Source organism: Sphingomonas eleionomae (genome assembly GCF_049889035.1).
Classification (GTDB): Bacteria; Pseudomonadota; Alphaproteobacteria; order Sphingomonadales; family Sphingomonadaceae; genus Sphingomonas.
This window is the reverse complement of sequence record NZ_JBLTWP010000003.1, coordinates 112,246-130,121: the sequence shown is the minus strand read 5'-3', so window position 1 is coordinate 130,121 and position 17,876 is coordinate 112,246. Positions and strand designations below refer to the sequence as shown.

Genomic DNA, 17,876 nt, shown 5'->3' with positions numbered 1-17,876 from the left:
CGCATCGGGGGCTTTTGTCGCCGCGCATCGGCGCGGGTCAAGGGGGACGCGCGGTCAGGCCGCGCTTTGATCGATGCCAAGCTCGCCCAGCTTGCGGTACAGGGTCGATCGCCCGATCCCCAGCCGCCGCGCAACTTCGGTCATCCGCCCGCGATAATGGCCGATCGCCAGCCGGATCACGTCCGCCTCGATCTCCTCCAGCGCGCGCAGATTGCCGTCCGGGGTGAACAGCGTGACGCCGCCCGAATTGGCATGGACGCGGTGGCCGGGCTGGGCCGTCTGGCCACCCGCAGCCAGCTGCGCGATCTGCGGGAAATCGGCGCGGGTCAGCGCATCGCCCTCGCACAGCACGGATGCGCGGAACAGTGCGTTCTGAAACTGGCGGACATTGCCCGGCCAGTCATACGTCGCCAGCAGCGCCAGCGCCTCGTCCGTGATGCCCAGCGGGCGCAGCCCCGGCTGCTCCGCAATCCGCGCCAGCAGGTGGCGGGCCAGCGCCGGGATATCGCCCAATCGCTCGCGCAGCGGCGGGATCGTCACCTGAACCACGTTCAACCGGTAATACAGGTCCTCACGGAACCGCCCGGCCTCGATCTCTTCGGGCAGCGACTTGTTGGTCGCCGCAACCACGCGGACATCGACGACAAAACTGTGCCGCGCGCCCAGCGGCTGGATCTCGCCCGACTGGATCGCGCGCAGCAGCTTGACCTGCGCCTCGATCGGCATCTCGCCCACTTCGTCCAGGAACAGGGTTCCGCCATCGGCTTCCTGAAACCGGCCGATCTTGCGTTCGAACGCGCCGGTGAACGCGCCCTTTTCATGGCCGAACAGCTCGCTTTCGACGAGGTTGGCGGGGATCGCGCCGCAATTGACGCGCACCATCGGCTTGCGCGCACGGGGGCTGGCGGCATGGATCGCCTCCGCCACCACTTCCTTGCCAACGCCGCTTTCCCCCTCGATCAGCACGGGGACGCGCGACCGGGCCGATTTGGCGGCGATGGCCAACGCGGTACGGAATGCGGGCGCGGACCCGACGATTTCCTCGAACCCCAGCTGCGCCGACAGCTTTTCGGTCAGCGGGCGCAATTCGCCCGCCGTGCGCGCGCCCACGGCGGCATCCAGCGCCGCCAGCAACCGTTCGGACGCCAGCGGCTTGACCAGGAAATCGGTCGCGCCCGACCGCATGGCCCCCACGGCGGCTGCGACAGAGCTGTTGGCGGTCAGCACCATGATCGGCAGTTGCGGCCGGTTGGCGCGCAGTTCGGCGATCAGCGCGCCGGCATCCAGTTCCTGTGCCCAGCTGTCGATGATGATCGCATCCAGCATCATGCCGTCCGGCGTGCCCAGCGTCGCCAGCGCCGTTTCGGGATCGCCCGCAAACAGCGTGCGCCACCCGCGACGTGCGGCGATTGCGGCGATCAACCTGCGCTGCGCAGGCTCGTCGTCGATCAGCATCAGCAGGCGCTGGCCGTTGCGATTCATGGCCGGTTGGGTCCCCTCTTGTCCCGGTTCAGGACGATCACCCTAGGGGCAATGGGTAAAGCTGCTCTTAAGCCCACCTGCCCCAGCGGTTGGTTGACGCTGCCGGCGCGGGGCGGCAAGGCGAACCTTGAGCCGGACGGACTGCGCCGCTAGGATAGGCGCAGGACCAACCATCCGGACCGATTTAGGGGATGATCTATGGCTGGAAACAGCAGCAATACCGGGGCTCATCAGCAAACCTATGACGGGTTCATGCGCATGGTGAAAATCGGCACGGGCATCACCGTTGCCATCGCCGCGTTCGTCGTCTGGCTGATCGCCTGACGTGAAGATCGGCGTCCTGCGGGAAACCGCTCCGGGCGAGGCGCGCGTTGCTGCGACGCCTGAAACCGTCAAGAAATTCGTCGGCCTCGGCGCGACGGTGACGGTGGAACAGGGGGCCGGCAACGGCGCCGCCATTGCCGATTCGGCCTATGCCGATGCCGGGGCCACCCTGGCCCCGCGGGCGGGCGTGATCGCGGACGCCGACATTCTGCTGGGCATTCAGGGTCCGGCACCCGACAGCCTGTCGGGCATCAAATCGGGTGCCTGGCTTGCCGCCGGCCTCAACCCCTTTGGCGAGCGCGCCCGCGTCGACGCCTATGCCGCGCTGGGGATCGAGGCGCTGGCAATGGAATTCATGCCGCGCATCACGCGCGCACAGAGCATGGACATCCTGTCCTCGCAAGCGAACCTGTCGGGGTACAAGGCGGTGCTGGACGCGGCGTCCGAATATGGCCGCGCCTTTCCGATGATGATGACCGCGGCGGGCACCGTGTCGGCCGCGCGCGTATTCGTGATGGGCGTCGGCGTCGCGGGGCTTCAGGCGATTGCCACCGCGCGCCGCCTGGGCGCTCAGGTGTCGGCAACCGACGTGCGTTCCGCTACCAAGGAACAAATCCTGTCGCTGGGTGCCAAGCCGATCTTTGTCGAAGCCGTGAAGGGTATCGAAGGCGAAGGGTCGGGCGGCTATGCCACCGAAATGAGCGACGAATACAAGGCCGCGCAGGCCGAACTGGTATCATCGCACATCGCCAAGCAGGACATCGTCATCACCACGGCGCTGATCCCCGGCCGCCCCGCCCCGCGCCTGATCTCGGACGCCCAGATCGCGTCGATGCGGCCCGGCAGCGTCATCGTCGACCTGGCGGTGGAAAGCGGCGGCAATGTCGAAGGATCGGTGCCGGGCGAGGTCGTGACGATCCACGGCGTCAAGATCGTCGGCCACAAGAACGTCGCCAGCCGCCTGGCCGCCGACGCCAGCGCCCTGTTCAGCCGCAACCTGTTCAACTTCCTGTCCGCCTTCTGGGACAAGGAATCCGGCAAGCCCGTGCTGGACGAGGAAATAGGCACCGCCATCCGCCTGACCCAGGGCGGCAAGGTCGTGAACGACAGGCTGCTGGCCTCATGACTCCTCCCCTGCAAGGGGAGGTGGCGCGCGTAGCGCGACGGAGGGGTGTCCCCCTCCCGATGGCGCGATACCCCTCCGTCAGGCCTTCGGCCTGCCACCTCCCCTTGCAGGGGAGGATTTGAAGGTGCTGCAAGGATCAGCCGGAATCAATCAGCGGGCTACAGCGCTGCGAAGGGAGATGTCGCTGCCAGAGGTTTTGCTATGGCAGGCGCTTCGGCGACGTCCCGCTGGCCTTAAATTCCGCCGCCAGCATCCGTCCGGCCCCTATGTTGCGGACTTTTATTGCCATCAGGCGAAACTGATCGTTGAAATTGATGGCGAAGCTCATGAACGGGGCGATCGTCAGGCACGCGACGCCAGTCGGGACCGATGGTTTGCAGAACGCGGCCTGACAGTGATCCGTTATCCGGCCTGCGACGTGTTGAATGATCTGGACGCTGTTGTCATCGATCTCGCCAACATGGCCCAGAGCCGTTCCGGGGAGGATTAAGGAAAGCCCATGGACTTCATCTCGATCCTGTCGATCTTCGTCATGGCCTGTTTCGTGGGCTATTATGTCGTCTGGTCGGTCACGCCTGCGCTGCACACGCCGCTGATGGCGGTGACGAACGCGATCTCCTCGGTCATCATCGTCGGCGCGCTGATCGCGGCGGCGGCTGCCGGTTCGCCGGTCGCGAAATGGCTGGGCCTGCTCGGCGTGGTGCTGGCCAGCATCAACATCTTCGGCGGGTTCGCCGTCACCGAGCGGATGCTCGCCATGTACAAGAAGAAGGGCTGAGCCCATGCACGAGGCCGCACCAATCAATCCATGGGTCGCGCTCGCCTATCTGGTGGCGGGCGTCTGCTTCATCCTCGCGCTACGCGGCCTGTCCAGCCCGTCGACCAGCCGCGCGGGCAATCGCTATGGCATGATCGGCATGACGATCGCGGTGGTCACCACGCTGATCACGCATGAGGTCGCCGCGCTGCCTGAAATCCTGATCGCCATCGGCATCGGTGCAGCCATCGGCATCGTCACCGCGCGCAAGATCGCGATGACCGACATGCCGCAGCTTGTCGCCGGGTTCCACAGCCTCGTCGGCCTTGCCGCAGTGCTTGTCGGTGCTGCCGCATATCTCAATCCCGATGCATTCGGCATTGCCGATGCCGCGGGTCAGATCGCCACGGTCAGCCGCATCGAGCTTGGCCTTGGCGTCGCGATCGGCGCGATCACCTTTTCCGGTTCGGTCATCGCGTTCCTGAAACTCAACGGCAATATGGGCGGCAAACCGATCCTGCTGCCCGCGCGCCATGTCATCAACCTGGGCACGCTTGCGGCCATTGTCGCGCTGGTCGGCTATTTCACTCAGGACCAGAGCCAGTGGGTGTTCTGGACCATCCTCGTCCTGTCCTTTGCCATCGGTTTCCTGCTGATCATCCCGATCGGCGGGGCGGACATGCCGGTCGTCGTGTCGATGCTGAACAGCTATTCCGGCTGGGCCGCCGCCGCGATGGGCTTCACCCTTGGCAACACCGCCATGATCATCACTGGCGCGCTGGTCGGCTCGTCCGGCGCGATCCTTTCCTACATCATGTGCAAGGCGATGAACCGCAGCTTCATCAGCGTGATCGCGGGCGGCTTTGGCGCGACCGACAGCGGCCCTGCCGGCGCGGCGGCGGTCGACCGGCCGTGGAAGCGCGGCAGCGCCGAGGACGCGGCCTTCCTGATGAGCCAGGCGGAACAGGTCATCATCGTCCCCGGATACGGCATGGCCGTGGCCCAGGCTCAGCATGCCCTTCGCGAAATGGGCGACAAGCTGAAGGAACATGGCGTCCGCGTGAAATACGCGATCCACCCCGTCGCAGGCCGGATGCCGGGCCATATGAACGTCCTGCTGGCCGAAGCGAACGTCCCATATGACGAGGTGTTCGAGCTGGAGGATATCAATTCCGAGTTCGCTCAGACCGACATCGCCTTTGTCATCGGCGCGAACGACGTCACCAACCCCGCTGCCAAGACTGACAAGTCCAGCCCCATTTACGGCATGCCCGTGCTGGACGTGGAAAAGGCCAAGACGGTGCTGTTCATCAAGCGCAGCATGGGCGGCGTCGGCTATGCCGGGGTGGATAACGAGGTGTTCTATCGCGACAACACCATGATGCTGCTGGCTGACGCGAAAAAGATGGTTGAGGAAATCGTCAAGTCGCTGGACTGACGCGCATATCCGGCTTGCCCCGGCCGCCTCTGCTGCTAGCCTGACGGACAGCAGCATCGGGGGGAATGATGGACGTCGGCAGGATTTTGGGCGCCGGGTTTCGGCTGGTTCAGGCACAGCCTTTTGCGGTGGCGATTTGGGTCATCATCAACATCGCGCTGGCGGCAATCTCGCAGTTCGGCATGGCTTCGATGTTCGGATCGATCCTGTCCGCCGGCAATCCGGGTGCCGATCCGATGGCGGTGTTCAGCGGTGTCGGTACGCTGTATGCGGTCCAGTTCGGGGTGATGATCGTTCAGCTGCTGATCTGGGCCGCGGCCTATCGCGCGGTATTTTATCCCGAAAACAGCGCCTTTGCCTTTCTGCGCCTTGGCGCGGATGAAGGGCGGCTGCTGCTGCTCGGCATTGTCACGGCGCTGATCTCCGGGGCGCTGATGATCGGCATTTTCCTGCCGCTTGGCATCACTGCAGGCATTGCCGGCGCGTCCGGCGGATCGCCCGGGGCTGGCGCGGTGCTGCTGACTATTGGCGCCATGCTGCTCGCCTTTGTCGCCGTCATCTTCATCGGCGTCCGGTTCGCGCTCGCCTGGCCGATGGTGGTCGCGGATCGGCGGATTGCGCTGGGAGAGGCATGGCGGCTGTCAAAGGGGCGGTTCTGGCCAATGTTCGGGGCCGCGCTGGTCCTTGTCATCGGCCTTAGCGTCGCGGGACAGATTGTCAGCGCAATCCAGTTCGGCGGCCTGATGACCGCGCTGGTGCCCGGCAGCGACCCGCAACAGATGCAGAACTTGCTGATCGAGCGTTTTTCGTCGGTCACCATGGTCAGTGTCATTGCCTGGGTGCTGGGCGGCATCGTCAGCACCGCGTGGATCGTGTCGATGGCGGCCGGGATTTCCGACGCGCTGGTTCAGGCAAAGCCCGACGACCATGACGATCTGGCGGAAATCTACGCATGAGGGGTGCGCCCCTGTTTGCGGCTGATCTGCACGCGGCGGATCGGGTTCATGTCCTTGGCCCGTCGGCAGAGGTTCGGTTGACCGTCGATCTGCTGGCCCGTGCCGGGATCGACGCGGTCGCCCGGACGGTGGGCGATGGCCCGGTGCCGCCGGGCGCGCCCTGTTTCATCGATATTGCCGGGCTGTCGCCGGATGCGGCGGATGCGATGCTGGCCATGGCGGGCACGCCCGGGCGCGGCTGGGTAATGTCCGCCCCGCTGGACGCCATCGATCACATGATGACGCTGGCGGGGGACAGCGGCGCTGCCCTGTTGTGCGATCCGGACGATGCGGACCGGATGGCGGCGATCCAGCTGGCCATGTGGCACGGGCGAACCCCCGTTCGCGAAGGCGGCGACGATATGGAGGCGCAGCTGCGCCGCCTGAATGAAGAGGTCGCGCGCATGGCCCGCGTGCTGGCCGACCTGGCTCAGGAACGCGACGCGCTGGCCGACCGGCGGCGCGACTATGCCGGCCCGCCGCCCGATGCGGATATCGCCCCCGTGCGCGCGATCACCGCATCCGACCTGAAAGCCGCGATCCGCGCCCGCCGCCTTCGCGAACGCTATTTTCCGGCCGATTTGTTCGGCGATCCGGCATGGGACATGATGCTCGACCTGCTGCTGGCGGAGCTGGAGCATCGCCGCGTCCCGGTTTCCAGCCTGTGCATCGCTGCTGCCGTCCCGTCGACCACCGCATTGCGCTGGATCGGCCAGATGACTCAGCAGGGCCTGCTGGTGCGCGAGGCGGATGCCCTTGACCGGCGGCGCAGCTATATCACGCTCAGCCCGGATACGGGCATCCGGCTGCGCCGACTGCTCGGTACGCTGGCCGAACAGGGGCTGCCGATCCCCTGATCCCCGCCCGGCATCTTGCCGCCGCACGCCGCTTGGCCTAAGGGACGCCCCTCCGGCACGGCCGGGCGCTTAGCTCAGTTGGTAGAGCATCTCGTTTACACCGAGAGGGTCGGCGGTTCGAGCCCGTCAGCGCCCACCAGTCCGGAGAGCGAAACCGCAACGCTGTTTCGTGTCGCGCGCCGGATGCGGCCGACATCGGCAAAGCCAATGATCGACGGCCCGGCTTTGCCGCGGCGACATTCCCCCTTCCCTGCTCGACTTGTCCGAAACCGCCCGATAGCGTCCCCGCCATCGGCGACCGGTCGCCAGGGGAGAGTCGCTCATGTCCTATCGTCGTTCCGCCGCCCTGCTGGCGCTTGCCGCCGCGCTGGCCGCGCAGCCTGCTCTCGCCCAGACCGCAACGCCGCCAGCAGCTACGGCAACCTCCGCGCTGATCCCGACGGAAAGCTACACCCTGCCCAACGGGCTGCGCGTCGTGATGAATGTCGACAAATCCGACCCTGTCGTCGCCGTCGCGCTGGTCGCCCATGTCGGTTCGGGGCGCGAAGTGCCCGGCCGGACGGGCTTTGCCCATCTGTTCGAGCATCTGTTCTTCCTCAATTCCGAAAATCTGGGTCCGGGCGGCCTCGACAAGCTGTCGGCGCGGGTCGGCGGCGAAGGCGCGAACGGCTACACCAATCTCGATCAGACGGTCTATCTTCAGACGGTGCCCAGCGATGCTCTCGAAAAGATGCTGTGGGCCGAGGCGGACAAGCTCGGTTTCTTCATCAACACCGTGACCCCCGCCGTGGTCGCCAAGGAGATCGAGGTCGTCAAGAACGAGAAGCGGCAACGCAACGACAATGTCCCCTATGGTCAGGTGCTGCCGATTGCCCAGGCCGCGCTTTTCCCGCCGGACCATCCCTATAGCTGGACGACCATCGGCTCGCTTGCGGATCTGTCCGCCGCCACGATCGACGATGTCCGCGCCTTTTACCGCCGCTGGTATGTGCCGAACAATGTCAGCCTGGTCATCTCCGGCGATTTCGATCCCGCGCAGGTCCGTGTCTGGGTCGACCGCTATTTCGGTGAAATCGCGCGCGGCCAGGCGACCGACATTCCGCAGCCGCGGCTTGCCATGCTGCCCGCGACAAAGCGGCTGACCCATGTCGACAATTTCGCGCCCCTGCCCCAGCTTTCCGTATTCTGGCCCACCTCGGCCGAAGGAACGCCGGACACCGCCACCAGCGAGCTGATGTTCGCCGCGCTGACCGAAGCGCCGGATGGCCCGATCTATCGCGCGATCGTGGAGGAACAGAAGCTGAGCGAATCGATCGACGGCTTTGTGTTCGACAATCAGATGGCCGGCATGGCCATCATCATCGCGCGCGGGTTCGACGGCGTGCCGCTGGACAAGCTGTCCGCCGCCATCGACGCCGGGATCGCCCGGTTCAAGCGCGAGGGGATCAGCGCCGAACGCCTGGAGCGGATCAAGGCGACGCGTGAGGCGGGCCTGTACCAACAGATCGGCAGCGTCAGCGGCAAGGTTCAGATGATCGCCGAATCCGAAACCCTGTCGCGCCGTCCCGACATGGTCGATGGCTACCTCGCCCGGCTGAAAGCGACGACACCGGCCGACATCATGGCCGCGCTGGATCGCTACATCGCCGGCCGCCCCCGGCTGGAAATCGGTTCCGTGCCAAAGGGGCAGGAAAAGCTGGCCCTGACCGGCGCATCCACCGCCGTCGTGGAGGCGGAGGAGGCGATCGTTCAGGGCGCGGAAGCCGCCGTGGATCAGACCGCCGACCGTGCCGAGGTGCCCCGCACTCCGTCGCGCATCGACCGCAGCGTGGAGCCGCCCTTTGGCTCGCCGCCCGTGGTCACCACCCCCGCCATCTGGAGCGGTACGCTGGCCAACGGCATGGGCGTATCGGGGATCGAGGACCGCGAGCTGCCGGTCGTTGCGTTCCAGATCGCGATCGACGGCGGCCAGCTGCGCGACGATCCGGCAAAGCCCGGTGCGGCCAGCCTGGTCGCCGACATGCTGATGCGCGGGACCCAGAACCGGACGCGCGAGGAATTCCTCAATGCGCTGAAGGCGCTGGGGGCCAGCCTGTCCGTCGATGTGGATCAGGAACGCACGGTCATCACCGGCACGACGCTGGCCCGCAATTTCGACGCCACCGCCGCGCTGGTCCGCGAAATGCTCACCCGGCCGCGCTGGGACGCGGCGGAGCTGGAGCTGGCCCGGGCCGCTGCAACCGCGGGTATTCAGGCATCGCGGGCAGAGCCGGAGGAACTGGCCGAACTGGTCGCGCGGCAGGTGATCTATGGCCGGGGCGCGCTGGCCAACGACGTGCGTGGCACCCCCGCCTCGGTCGCAGCGCTGACCATGGACGATCTGAAACGCTTCATGGCCGATACCTATTCGCCGCGCGCATCGCGCATCCGCGTGACGGGTGCCGTGACCCAGGGTCAGGTGACCGCCGCCTTTGCCCCGCTCGCCGCAGCATGGACGGCAACCGCCGCGCCAAAACCGCTGGGCAGCATCAGCTTTGCCGCACCGGCAAGGACGCAGGTCTATTTCTATGACGTGCCCGGCGCGAAACAGTCCGCAATCCTGTTCGCCCGGCCCGGCGTCGCACGCAGCGCCCCGGATTTCTTCCCCGGCTATGCCAGCAACTTCATTCTCGGCGGCGGCGGCTTTGCCTCGCGCCTGACCCAGGAATTGCGGGAGGGGAAAGGCTATACCTATTCCGCCGGATCGCGGTTTGACGGCGACAGCACCGGCGGCCGGGTTCAGCTAAGCGCGCCCGTCCGCGCGAACGTCACGCTGGAATCCGCCACGCTGATGCGCGACCTCATGCGCGATTATGGCGCGACCTATACCGATGCCGACCTTGCCCTGACCCGCGAATCGCTGGCCAAGGCGCGGGCGCGATCGTTCGAAACGCCCGCGGCAAAGCTCGGCCTGCTCGCCCGGATCGGCGATGACGGCCTGCCCGCCGATTACATCGCGCGGGAAAATGCGGCGCTGGCCGCGCTGGACAAACCGACGGTTCAGCGGATTGCGCGGACCTATCTCGATACGGACAAGATGATCGTCGTCGTGGTCGGCGATGCCGCGACCCAGGCCGGGCGGCTGGAGGCGCTTGGCTATGGCAAGCCGGTGATGGTCCCGCCGCTGAAATAGGGGGGAAGGGGACGGCCGGGTTCGCCCGCCCCGGCCTGTCCTGCCCCGGCATATTCCGTCATAAGCGCGTCCATGTCCCGAACCGTCCGCACCCGGCCCGATCCCGTACACCCCTGTGCGCGGATCGCACGGCAGGCATTTTCATGCCGACATGGCATCACCTTCGCCACCTTCCGCGCCTGCGAACGCCTGAAATGACCCTGCCCATCCACGCTGTCCTGCCCGATCTTGTCGCCGCCCTCGATGCCGGATCGAACGCCGTGCTGGTCGCCCCGCCCGGCGCGGGCAAGACGACGGCGGTGTCCCCCGCCCTGCTCGAACGGCCTTGGTGCGACGGAGAGGTGATCCTGCTCTCCCCCCGCCGCATTACCGCCCGCGCCGCCGCCGAACGCATGGCCGCGCTGGCCGGGGAACCGGTCGGCCGTACCTATGGCTATGCGACGCGCATGGACAGCAAACGGTCCGCCGCCACCCGCGTGACCGTGGTGACAGAGGGGATCTTCGTCCGCCGCATCCAATCGGATCCGGAACTGACGGGCGTCTCTGCCGTCCTGTTCGACGAAGTGCACGAACGCAGCCTCGACAGCGATTTCGGCCTCGCCCTTGCGCTGGATGCGCAGGCTGCGTTCCGGCCGGACCTGCGCATCGTGCCGATGTCCGCCACGCTCGACGGTGCGCGCTATGCCGCGATGCTCGGCGATGCGCCGGTGATCCGGTCCGAAGGGCGCAGCTTCCCCCTCGATCTCGTCCATCTGGGCCGGGCGGCAGAAGCGCGGATCGAGGACAGCATGGCCGCCGCCATCCGTCGCGCGCTGGCGGAGGCAGAGGGCGGCCTCCTCGCCTTCCTGCCCGGCGTGGCGGAGATCGAACGGACGGCGGATCGGCTGGCGGGCCTGTCCGGCATCCGCCTGCACCGGTTGCACGGTCAGGTTGACCCCCGCGATCAGCGCGCGGCCATCGCCGCCGAACCGGACGGGATGCGCAAGCTGGTGCTGGCGACCAGCATCGCCGAAACCTCGCTGACCCTCGACGGCATCCGGATCGTGGTGGACAGCGGCCTTGCCCGCCGGCCCCGCTATGATCGCGCCGCTGGCATGACCCGGCTTGTCACCGAACGCGCCAGTCAGGCCGCCGCTACCCAGCGCGCGGGCCGCGCCGCGCGTCAGGGGCCGGGCGTCGCCTATCGCCTGTGGGAGGCCGCGGCCACCGCCGGGATGCCGCCCTATGATCCGCCCGAAATCCTTGAGGCGGATCTGAGTCAGCTGCTGCTCGACTGCGCAATCTGGGGCGTTGCCGATCCGCGCACCCTTGCCTGGCTCGATCCCCCGCCGGAAGCAGGGGTGGCAGAGGCGCGGGCGCGGCTGACGGCGCTGGGGGCGCTGGACGGCGATGCCCGCCCGACGCCGCATGGCCACGCCATTGCCCGCCTGCCGCTCAGCCCACGCCTGTCGCATATGCTGATCGCTGCGGGCGAGCTTGGCCTGGCCGGGCGCGCGGCTGAGGTTGCGGTGCTGATGTCCGAACGCGGCCTTGGCGGCGCCGACCCCGATCTGGATCTGCGCCTGCGCCGCTGGCGCACCGAACGCGGCCCAAGAGCCGAATCGGGGCGCAAACTGGCGAAAAGATGGGCCTCCATGGTGGATGGAACAGACGGAGGTGCAACCGGTGATGGAACGGCTATCCCCCTCGCCCTCGCCTTCCCTGATCGCATCGCCCGCCGCCGCGATGCCACGGGCGAACAATGGGCCAGTGTCGGCGGACGGGGGTTCCGGCTCGATCCCGCATCGTCGCTCGCGGGCAGCGAATGGCTGGCGGTGGGCGAAACCCAGGGGTCGGCGGCGGGCGCGCGCATCCTGTCCGCCGCCCCGATCGACCTTGCCACGATCGAACAGCTTTATGGCGACCGCATCGAAACCGTGCGCGATGTGCGCTTCGATCCGGCCACCGGCGGCGTCACCGCCACCCGTCAGCGTCGCCTGGGCGCGCTGCGCCTGTCCTCCGGGCCGGACAGCGATGCCCCCGCCGACGCCATCGCCGCCGCGCTGATCGATGGCGTTCGCCGCCATGGGCTTGACCTGCTCCCCTGGCCGGACACGGCACAGGCGCTGCGTCAACGCGCGCGTTTCGCGGCTGAACAGGGCGGCCATGCCGTCGCCATCGACGATGCGACGCTGCTCGCCTCGCTGGACGACTGGCTGCCCCCGTTGCTGGCGGGCAAGCGGCGGCTGGACGCCGTTTCCCCCGGCGCGCTGATGACGGTGCTGGAAGGGCTGCTGGGCTGGGACGCGCTTCAGGCGATCAATCGCCTCGCCCCCGCCCGGCTGGAAACCCCCGCCGGGTCCAGCCACGCCATCGATTATGGCGCAGAGGGCGGCCCCCGCGTCGAATGTCGGCCACAGGCGCTGTTCGGCCTTGCCGCCCATCCCATGGTCGGCGGCGGTCGCGTGCCGCTGGTGCTCAGCCTCACCTCGCCCGCCGGCCGGCCCATTCAGACGACGCGCGATTTGCCCGGCTTCTGGGCGGGCAGCTGGGCGGCGGTGGCAAAGGAAATGCGCGGCCGTTATCCCCGCCACCCCTGGCCCGACGATCCGGCCGGGGCGGCAGCCACGCTGCGCACGAAAAATGCCGATGCCCGGCGGCGCGGCGGGTGATCCCCCGCTTGTCGAACCGCCACACTTTCCCTAGGTCGCACACCGAATGTGACCGTTCAGCCAGGACTCGAAAGCCATGCCCACCGCCCGCATCTATCAGCGCCCCAAGAACGCGATGCAGTCCGGCCGCGCACGCACCAATAGCTGGGTGCTGGAATTCGACCCGGCCGAGGCGCAGCGCCCCGATCCGCTGACCGGCTGGGCCGGATCCGGCAACACGCAGACACAGGTCAAGCTGACATTCCCCGATCTGCCCGCGGCCCAGGCCTATGCCGACCGCTACGGCATCCCCGCCCGCGTCATCCCCGCACCGGAAAAGACGCTGAAGCTTCAGGCGTACGCCGACAATTTCAAATAGGCTGTCCTACACGGGGGCCGCATGGCTAACCGGATCGCCGCGCTTTGACTTGACCGATACCGACCCCGCTCGACCTCAGCCCAGCAGATGCGGGCCGAGCAGCATCATCAGCTTGACGTCCATCGCCACACCCGCCGCGCGGCGTCCGGCAATGAAGTCGATCAGTCCGGTCAGCGGCACGCGATGGGGGGTGATCCCCTCTCCTTCCACCCCGCCGCCATCGGACACGCGGGTCAGGCCGCTCGCCCGCACCAGCGTGAAGCTTTCCGACACCATGCCCGGCGATGAATAGAATTCGCCCAGCGATTCCACCTGTGCGGGCCGCCAGCCGGTCTCCTCCTCCAGCTCGCGCGCCGCGCTTTCCAACGCATCCTCGCCCTCTGTCTCGTCCCCGATCAGCCCGGCGGGCAATTCCAGGCACCGGCAGCCCAGCGGTACGCGATACTGTTCGACCAACAGGACATGACCGTCCTGCACGGCCAGGATCACCGCCGCGCGGATGCCCCGCGCCCGCGCGACATATTCCCATCGCCCCTGCTTCTTGGCGACGATGAACCGGCCCTCCCACATCGTCTCGGCGGGGGCATCATGATCGGGGGGCAGGGTCACAGTTCGATCAGCCGGTCGGGCAATTCGTTCCGGTCCCCCTCGGTCTTGGGCAGGTGCCGGGCCAGCACATGGCCAACCTCCGTCACCGCCCCGGCCATGCCGTCGGCGATGCGCCCGTCCTTTACCGCGTCGATCAGCACTTCCATGGCGTCTCCCCAGCATTCGGGGGTCACATGCGGCGTGATGGCGGCATCTGCAACGATTTCCGCCCGGTGTTCGTCCAGCGACAGATAGATCAGGATGCCGACCCGCGCGACTGTGCGCTTTTCGGCGCTTGCCCGGAAATACTCGATCGCCCGCCGCCGCACCCTGCGTGACCGGACCGGCAACGGGGCCAGCCGCGCCCGCAGCCCCGCCCGCATCAGCGCGAACTGGATCAGGAAAAACGCCGCCGCCTGTCCGACCAACAGCACCGCGAGGATGACGCGCGGATCGACGCTCTCGCTGTTCCACCCGCCTGCCAGCCAGTCGAGCTTTGCCGGCAGCACGCCCGGCACGACGACCAGCGCGCCCAGCACGATCAGCATCGCCGCCGCCGCATAATACAGCGCCACGTCGTGATAGGCATCGGACCGGCGCGCGACGATCGTGACGATCTCCGCATCCGTCCCCGCTTCGGCGGCCGCAACCGCGGCGGTGACACGGGCGTGATCGGCCTCGTTCAGGATCGGACCCATCACCATCCCCCCGATGCGCCGCCGCCGCCGAACGACCCGCCACCGCCGGAAAATCCGCCGCCGCCGCCCCAGCCGCCACCGCCGCCGCCACCCCAGGAGGAGCCGCCGCCCCAGGAGGAGCCGCCGCCGCCACCGCTGCCCCAGCCGGGGCCCCAGATGATGACCGGCCCGCCGCCGCGCCGCCTGCGTCCGCGATATTTCGTGCCCTTTGCCCGGCCAAAGACCAACGGCAGCACGATCAGCACGATGACCAGGATCCAGAAGACCAGCATCACCACGCCGAACACGCTGGCCCGGCGCTTCTTCTTCTCCGCCTTTTCACCCAGGATGCGCTTGGCCCGCGCCTCCGCCTGCGGTGCCGGCAGGCGAAGCTGCTCCAGGATCGCGTCGGCCCCGGCACGGATGCCGCCGGGCAGGTCGCCCGCCTTGAACCGCGGTGTGATGACATCGCCGATGATCGCCCCGGACAGGCCGGCGGTCAGCACCGGGGTCAGGCCGTATCCGACCTCGATCCGCACCTTTCGCTCGTTGGGCGCGACGATCAGGATGACGCCGTCATCCACATCCTTGCGGCCCAGTTTCCACTCGCGACCCAGCCGGTATCCGTAATCCTCGATGGAATAGCCCTGCAGGTCGGGGATGGTCGCCACCACGAACTGCTGGCCCTTTTCCGCCTCGAACTTGTCCAGTTCGGCCGACAGGGCCGCTTCCTCGTCGTCGGGAATGATATTGGCCGCATCGACCACGGGTTCGGTCGTCCGCTTGGGAAAATCCTGTGCCGCCGCCGGCATCGCCAGCGCGCACAGGATCGCCCAGAACAGGAAAAGCCGGCGGATCACTTGGCTTCGAAATTCACCTTGGGCGCCGTATCGGCACCAGGCGTCGTCGCCTTGAACGTCGCCATCGGCTTGGATCCGTAAATGACCTTGGCACCGATCGCGTCGGGAAAGGTGCGGATGGTCGTGTTATAGCTCTGGACCGCACTGTTATAGTCGCGCCGGGCGATATTGATCTGGTTCTCGGTCGTCGCCAGCTCGTTCTGCAGCGCGCGGAAATTCTCGTTCGACGTCAGGGTCGGGTAATTTTCGCTGACCACCAGCAACCGGCCCAGCGACGCGCTCAGCGCTCCCTGCGCGGCCTCGAACTGTTCCAGCTTGGCCGGATCGGTCAGGTCATCGGCGCTGACATTGATGCCCGTCGCCCGTGCCCGCGCCTGTGTGACCTCGGTCAGCACGCGCTCTTCCTGCGCGGCAAACCCCTTAACGGTGTTGACCAGGTTGGGGATCAGGTCGGCCCGGCGCTGATATTCGCTTTCCACATCGGCCCAGCGCGCCTTGGCGTTTTCCTCTGCCGTGGGCACGCTGTTCAGCCCGCAAGCCGACAGCATCGCCGCCGCCGTCAGTGCAATCACCGCCTTGAACCGCATTCCATCCTCCTCCACCATCGGGCATCACCGTATTAGCGGAGCGATACGGTGCGTTGAAGCGAAATCGGAACAGGGGACACCAAAACATGGGGATGATGAGCGAATTCAGGACCTTCATCGCGCGGGGCAACGTCATCGACCTTGCCGTCGGCGTGATCGTCGGCGGGGCCTTTGCCACCATCACCAAATCGCTGACCGACGATATCATCATGCCCGTGGTCGGCTGGCTGTTCGGCGGGTTCGACTTTTCCAGCTACTTCGTCCGTTTGGGCGACATTCCGGCGGGCTATGCCGGATCGCCGACCAATTACGCCGCGCTGAAGGCCGCGGGCGTGCCGCTGTTCGGCTATGGCCAGTTCGTGACGGTCGGCATCAACTTCCTGATCCTCGCCTTCATCATTTTTCTGTTCGTCCGCATGGTGAACAGGATCGTCGCCGCCGCGGAACGCGACAAGGTGGAGGCGGAAGCACCCGCCGCCGCCGATCCGGCCGACGTGGTCCTGCTGCGCGACATCCTTGAGGAACTGCGCAAGCAGCGCCCGGGCGCCTGACGGTTCAGTCGGTAAAGGTCGGGCTGCGCCGTGCCAGCCCGGCCGCCACCGCCTCCATCTGATTGGGGGTGCCGATCAACCCGGCCTGCTCCCGGCTTTCGGCTAGCAATAGCGCGTCGGCCGGCTGATCCGGCATGGCATTGGCCAGCCGCTTGGCAGCGCGCACCGCATCGGGATTGCGGCCGGCAATGTCCCGCGCCAGCGCCATGGCGTCGCCATGCGGGTCGTCCGATACTCGGGTCACGAACCCCCAGGCGCTGGCCTCTGCTGTGTCGAACTCACGCGCCGTATAGATCAGCTCGCGCAGCACATCGTCGCGGATCAGGCCCCGCCACAGCGCAAAGCCGCCCATGTCCGGCACGATCCCCCATTTCATTTCCAGGATCGAAAAGCGCGTCTGGGGCGCGGCGAACCGGATGTCCGCACCGGACAGGATCTGAAGTCCCCCGCCCAGCGTCACACCATGCGCGGCGGCAATCACCGGCACCGGCAATGCGCGCCATCCCCATGCCATCTGCTGGAACCGGTTGGCGATCCCGTTGGTGCGGGCCATCAGGTCCATACCGCCGCCCATGGCTGCCATGCTGGCCATGTCCAGCCCGGCACAGAACCCGCGTCCCTCACCCGACAGCACGACGGCCCGCACGCCGCGATCGGACGCCAGCCGATCCGTGGCCGCCACCAGCGCATCGATCATCGCCGGATCGAGTGCATTGAGCTTGTCCGGCCGTGCCAGCCGCACATCCGCCACGCCGTCGCGCACTGCGATCGTCACCCGTTCCTCGCCCATTGCAGACGTCCTTTCCCGCGCATCGGTCTGTCTTGCGGACATCGCTAGCGCGGGCCATGATCCCGCCGCAAGCCGGGATCACCGGCGCATGGCAAAGGTGAAGGAGGGGCATCGCACCATGATCAGGCACATCATCATTCTGTCGGTACTGGCATCGCTGTCGGTAGCGGCACCCGCGGGCGGGCAACAGGCGGCAGCGCCGTCCGGCCAGCCGGCACCGGCCACCGGGGTCGCCAACATTTATGGCAACGCGCTTGGCGAGGGGTGGCAGAACTGGAGCTGGGCCAAGACGGAGCTGAGCGTCGAACTGAACGGTAGCAGCCGCCGGCCGATCCTGGTCGATCCCCAGGCCGGATGGCAGGCATTGTTCCTGCATCACGATCCGTTCGACACCACCCCCTATCGCGGCATATCGATGCTGCTGCACGGGCGCAGCGTCGGCGGACAGAAGCTGAAGATCGTGGCCATTTCGGATGGCAAGCCGATCAACGAGGCCGGGCATCCGGTCACGCTGACCGCCAATGGCTGGACGCAGGTGGTGATCCCGCTGGAAAAGCTGGGCGCGGCAAACCGGATGATCGACGGGTTCTGGATCCAGAACGCGACGCCGGACCCCCTGCCCTATTTCTACGCGGCCGAAATCAAGCTGGAGCAATAGGGGCG

Annotated in this window: 18 protein-coding genes and 1 tRNA gene; 13 read left to right on the top strand and 6 right to left on the bottom strand. The window is 67.2% G+C overall.

Annotated elements, in window-relative coordinates:
• Positions 1–54: 54 nt before the first annotated feature.
• Entirely contained in the window at positions 55–1,482 is a 1,428-nt protein-coding gene (locus ACNI3Q_RS08805) for a sigma-54-dependent transcriptional regulator (protein ID WP_426275869.1), read from the bottom strand.
• 198 nt (positions 1,483–1,680) lie between these two features.
• Here ACNI3Q_RS08805 and ACNI3Q_RS08800 point away from each other — a divergent pair, with 198 nt between their 5' ends.
• The 11 genes from ACNI3Q_RS08800 (at position 1,681) to ACNI3Q_RS08750 (ending at position 13,160) form a co-directional block, all read left to right on the top strand.
• On the top strand, positions 1,681–1,806 hold the full coding sequence (locus tag ACNI3Q_RS08800; RefSeq protein WP_260021820.1) for an aa3-type cytochrome c oxidase subunit IV: 126 nt from the start codon (positions 1,681–1,683) through the stop codon (positions 1,804–1,806).
• 1 nt (position 1,807) lies between these two features.
• Entirely contained in the window at positions 1,808–2,932 is a 1,125-nt protein-coding gene (locus ACNI3Q_RS08795; RefSeq protein ID WP_426275867.1) for an NAD(P) transhydrogenase subunit alpha, read from the top strand.
• A 124-nt stretch (positions 2,933–3,056) separates the two neighbouring features.
• Positions 3,057–3,422, top strand: coding sequence for an endonuclease domain-containing protein (locus ACNI3Q_RS08790; RefSeq protein ID WP_426276660.1), 366 nt, complete (start codon positions 3,057–3,059; stop codon positions 3,420–3,422).
• A gap of 9 nt (positions 3,423–3,431) precedes the next feature.
• Positions 3,432–3,710, top strand: coding sequence for a proton-translocating transhydrogenase family protein (locus tag ACNI3Q_RS08785; RefSeq protein ID WP_426275865.1), 279 nt, complete (start codon positions 3,432–3,434; stop codon positions 3,708–3,710).
• 4 nt (positions 3,711–3,714) lie between these two features.
• Positions 3,715–5,127 (top strand): NAD(P)(+) transhydrogenase (Re/Si-specific) subunit beta, encoded by a 1,413-nt coding sequence (locus tag ACNI3Q_RS08780; protein ID WP_426275863.1) that lies wholly within the window; start codon positions 3,715–3,717, stop codon positions 5,125–5,127.
• A gap of 68 nt (positions 5,128–5,195) precedes the next feature.
• Positions 5,196–6,083, top strand: coding sequence for a hypothetical protein (locus ACNI3Q_RS08775; protein ID WP_426275861.1), 888 nt, complete (start codon positions 5,196–5,198; stop codon positions 6,081–6,083).
• A complete protein-coding gene (locus ACNI3Q_RS08770) occupies positions 6,080–6,979 on the top strand; it encodes a hypothetical protein (RefSeq protein ID WP_426275859.1) in 900 nt (299 codons plus the stop codon). The genes ACNI3Q_RS08775 and ACNI3Q_RS08770 overlap by 4 nt, the downstream gene beginning before the upstream one ends.
• 63 nt (positions 6,980–7,042) lie before the next feature.
• A tRNA-Val gene (locus tag ACNI3Q_RS08765) sits at positions 7,043–7,118 on the top strand.
• 183 nt (positions 7,119–7,301) lie between these two features.
• Positions 7,302–10,151 carry a M16 family metallopeptidase gene (locus ACNI3Q_RS08760; protein ID WP_426275857.1) on the top strand — a complete coding sequence of 950 codons (2,850 nt, stop codon included), beginning with the start codon at positions 7,302–7,304 and terminating at the stop codon, positions 10,149–10,151.
• A gap of 194 nt (positions 10,152–10,345) precedes the next feature.
• Entirely contained in the window at positions 10,346–12,802 is a 2,457-nt protein-coding gene (gene hrpB, locus ACNI3Q_RS08755) for an ATP-dependent helicase HrpB (protein ID WP_426275855.1), read from the top strand.
• Positions 12,803–12,878: 76 nt separating this feature from the next.
• Positions 12,879–13,160 (top strand): ETC complex I subunit, encoded by a 282-nt coding sequence (locus ACNI3Q_RS08750; RefSeq protein ID WP_426275853.1) that lies wholly within the window; start codon positions 12,879–12,881, stop codon positions 13,158–13,160.
• Positions 13,161–13,235: 75 nt separating this feature from the next.
• Here the strand turns inward: ACNI3Q_RS08750 and ACNI3Q_RS08745 are convergent, their stop codons facing one another.
• The 4 genes from ACNI3Q_RS08745 to ACNI3Q_RS08730 are packed head-to-tail and all read right to left on the bottom strand — an operon-like array spanning position 13,236 to position 15,872.
• Positions 13,236–13,730: an NUDIX hydrolase gene (locus ACNI3Q_RS08745; RefSeq protein ID WP_426276658.1), complete on the bottom strand. Its 495-nt coding sequence runs from the start codon at positions 13,728–13,730 to the stop codon at positions 13,236–13,238.
• 35 nt (positions 13,731–13,765) lie between these two features.
• The gene (locus tag ACNI3Q_RS08740; RefSeq protein WP_426275851.1) at positions 13,766–14,452 is read right to left on the bottom strand and encodes a TPM domain-containing protein; all 687 of its coding nucleotides are present in this window, start codon (positions 14,450–14,452) and stop codon (positions 13,766–13,768) included.
• Entirely contained in the window at positions 14,446–15,285 is an 840-nt protein-coding gene (locus ACNI3Q_RS08735) for a TPM domain-containing protein (protein WP_426275849.1), read from the bottom strand. Before ACNI3Q_RS08735 ends, ACNI3Q_RS08740 begins: the two co-directional genes overlap by 7 nt.
• Positions 15,282–15,872, bottom strand: coding sequence for a LemA family protein (locus ACNI3Q_RS08730; RefSeq protein ID WP_426275847.1), 591 nt, complete (start codon positions 15,870–15,872; stop codon positions 15,282–15,284). The genes ACNI3Q_RS08735 and ACNI3Q_RS08730 overlap by 4 nt, the downstream gene beginning before the upstream one ends.
• A gap of 86 nt (positions 15,873–15,958) precedes the next feature.
• Here ACNI3Q_RS08730 and mscL point away from each other — a divergent pair, with 86 nt between their 5' ends.
• Positions 15,959–16,423 (top strand): large conductance mechanosensitive channel protein MscL, encoded by a 465-nt coding sequence (gene mscL, locus ACNI3Q_RS08725; RefSeq protein ID WP_426275845.1) that lies wholly within the window; start codon positions 15,959–15,961, stop codon positions 16,421–16,423.
• A gap of 4 nt (positions 16,424–16,427) precedes the next feature.
• Here the strand turns inward: mscL and ACNI3Q_RS08720 are convergent, their stop codons facing one another.
• On the bottom strand, positions 16,428–17,213 hold the full coding sequence (locus ACNI3Q_RS08720; protein ID WP_426275843.1) for a crotonase/enoyl-CoA hydratase family protein: 786 nt from the start codon (positions 17,211–17,213) through the stop codon (positions 16,428–16,430).
• An 88-nt stretch (positions 17,214–17,301) separates the two neighbouring features.
• Here ACNI3Q_RS08720 and ACNI3Q_RS08715 point away from each other — a divergent pair, with 88 nt between their 5' ends.
• Positions 17,302–17,871, top strand: a complete 570-nt coding sequence (locus tag ACNI3Q_RS08715) for a hypothetical protein (RefSeq protein ID WP_426275841.1) — start codon at positions 17,302–17,304, stop codon at positions 17,869–17,871.
• The last annotated feature ends 5 nt before the right edge of the window (positions 17,872–17,876 follow it).

Bases quoted from the DNA above. Each gene is read 5' to 3' on its own strand.
- ACNI3Q_RS08760 (WP_426275857.1), top strand. From the start codon at position 7,302: ATGTCCTATCGTCGTTCCGCCGCCCTGCTGGCGCTTGCCGCCGCGCTG.
- ACNI3Q_RS08775 (WP_426275861.1), top strand. From the start codon at position 5,196: ATGGACGTCGGCAGGATTTTGGGCGCCGGGTTTCGGCTGGTTCAGGCA.
- mscL (WP_426275845.1), top strand. From the start codon at position 15,959: ATGGGGATGATGAGCGAATTCAGGACCTTCATCGCGCGGGGCAACGTC.
- ACNI3Q_RS08770 (WP_426275859.1), top strand. From the start codon at position 6,080: ATGAGGGGTGCGCCCCTGTTTGCGGCTGATCTGCACGCGGCGGATCGG.
- ACNI3Q_RS08720 (WP_426275843.1), bottom strand. From the start codon at position 17,213: ATGGGCGAGGAACGGGTGACGATCGCAGTGCGCGACGGCGTGGCGGAT.
- hrpB (WP_426275855.1), top strand. From the start codon at position 10,346: ATGACCCTGCCCATCCACGCTGTCCTGCCCGATCTTGTCGCCGCCCTC.
- ACNI3Q_RS08785 (WP_426275865.1), top strand. From the start codon at position 3,432: ATGGACTTCATCTCGATCCTGTCGATCTTCGTCATGGCCTGTTTCGTG.
- ACNI3Q_RS08740 (WP_426275851.1), bottom strand. From the start codon at position 14,452: ATGGTGATGGGTCCGATCCTGAACGAGGCCGATCACGCCCGTGTCACC.
- ACNI3Q_RS08750 (WP_426275853.1), top strand. From the start codon at position 12,879: ATGCCCACCGCCCGCATCTATCAGCGCCCCAAGAACGCGATGCAGTCC.
- ACNI3Q_RS08730 (WP_426275847.1), bottom strand. From the start codon at position 15,872: ATGCGGTTCAAGGCGGTGATTGCACTGACGGCGGCGGCGATGCTGTCG.
- ACNI3Q_RS08800 (WP_260021820.1), top strand. From the start codon at position 1,681: ATGGCTGGAAACAGCAGCAATACCGGGGCTCATCAGCAAACCTATGAC.
- ACNI3Q_RS08780 (WP_426275863.1), top strand. From the start codon at position 3,715: ATGCACGAGGCCGCACCAATCAATCCATGGGTCGCGCTCGCCTATCTG.
- ACNI3Q_RS08745 (WP_426276658.1), bottom strand. From the start codon at position 13,730: ATGTGGGAGGGCCGGTTCATCGTCGCCAAGAAGCAGGGGCGATGGGAA.
- ACNI3Q_RS08805 (WP_426275869.1), bottom strand. From the start codon at position 1,482: ATGAATCGCAACGGCCAGCGCCTGCTGATGCTGATCGACGACGAGCCT.
- ACNI3Q_RS08715 (WP_426275841.1), top strand. From the start codon at position 17,302: ATGGCAAAGGTGAAGGAGGGGCATCGCACCATGATCAGGCACATCATC.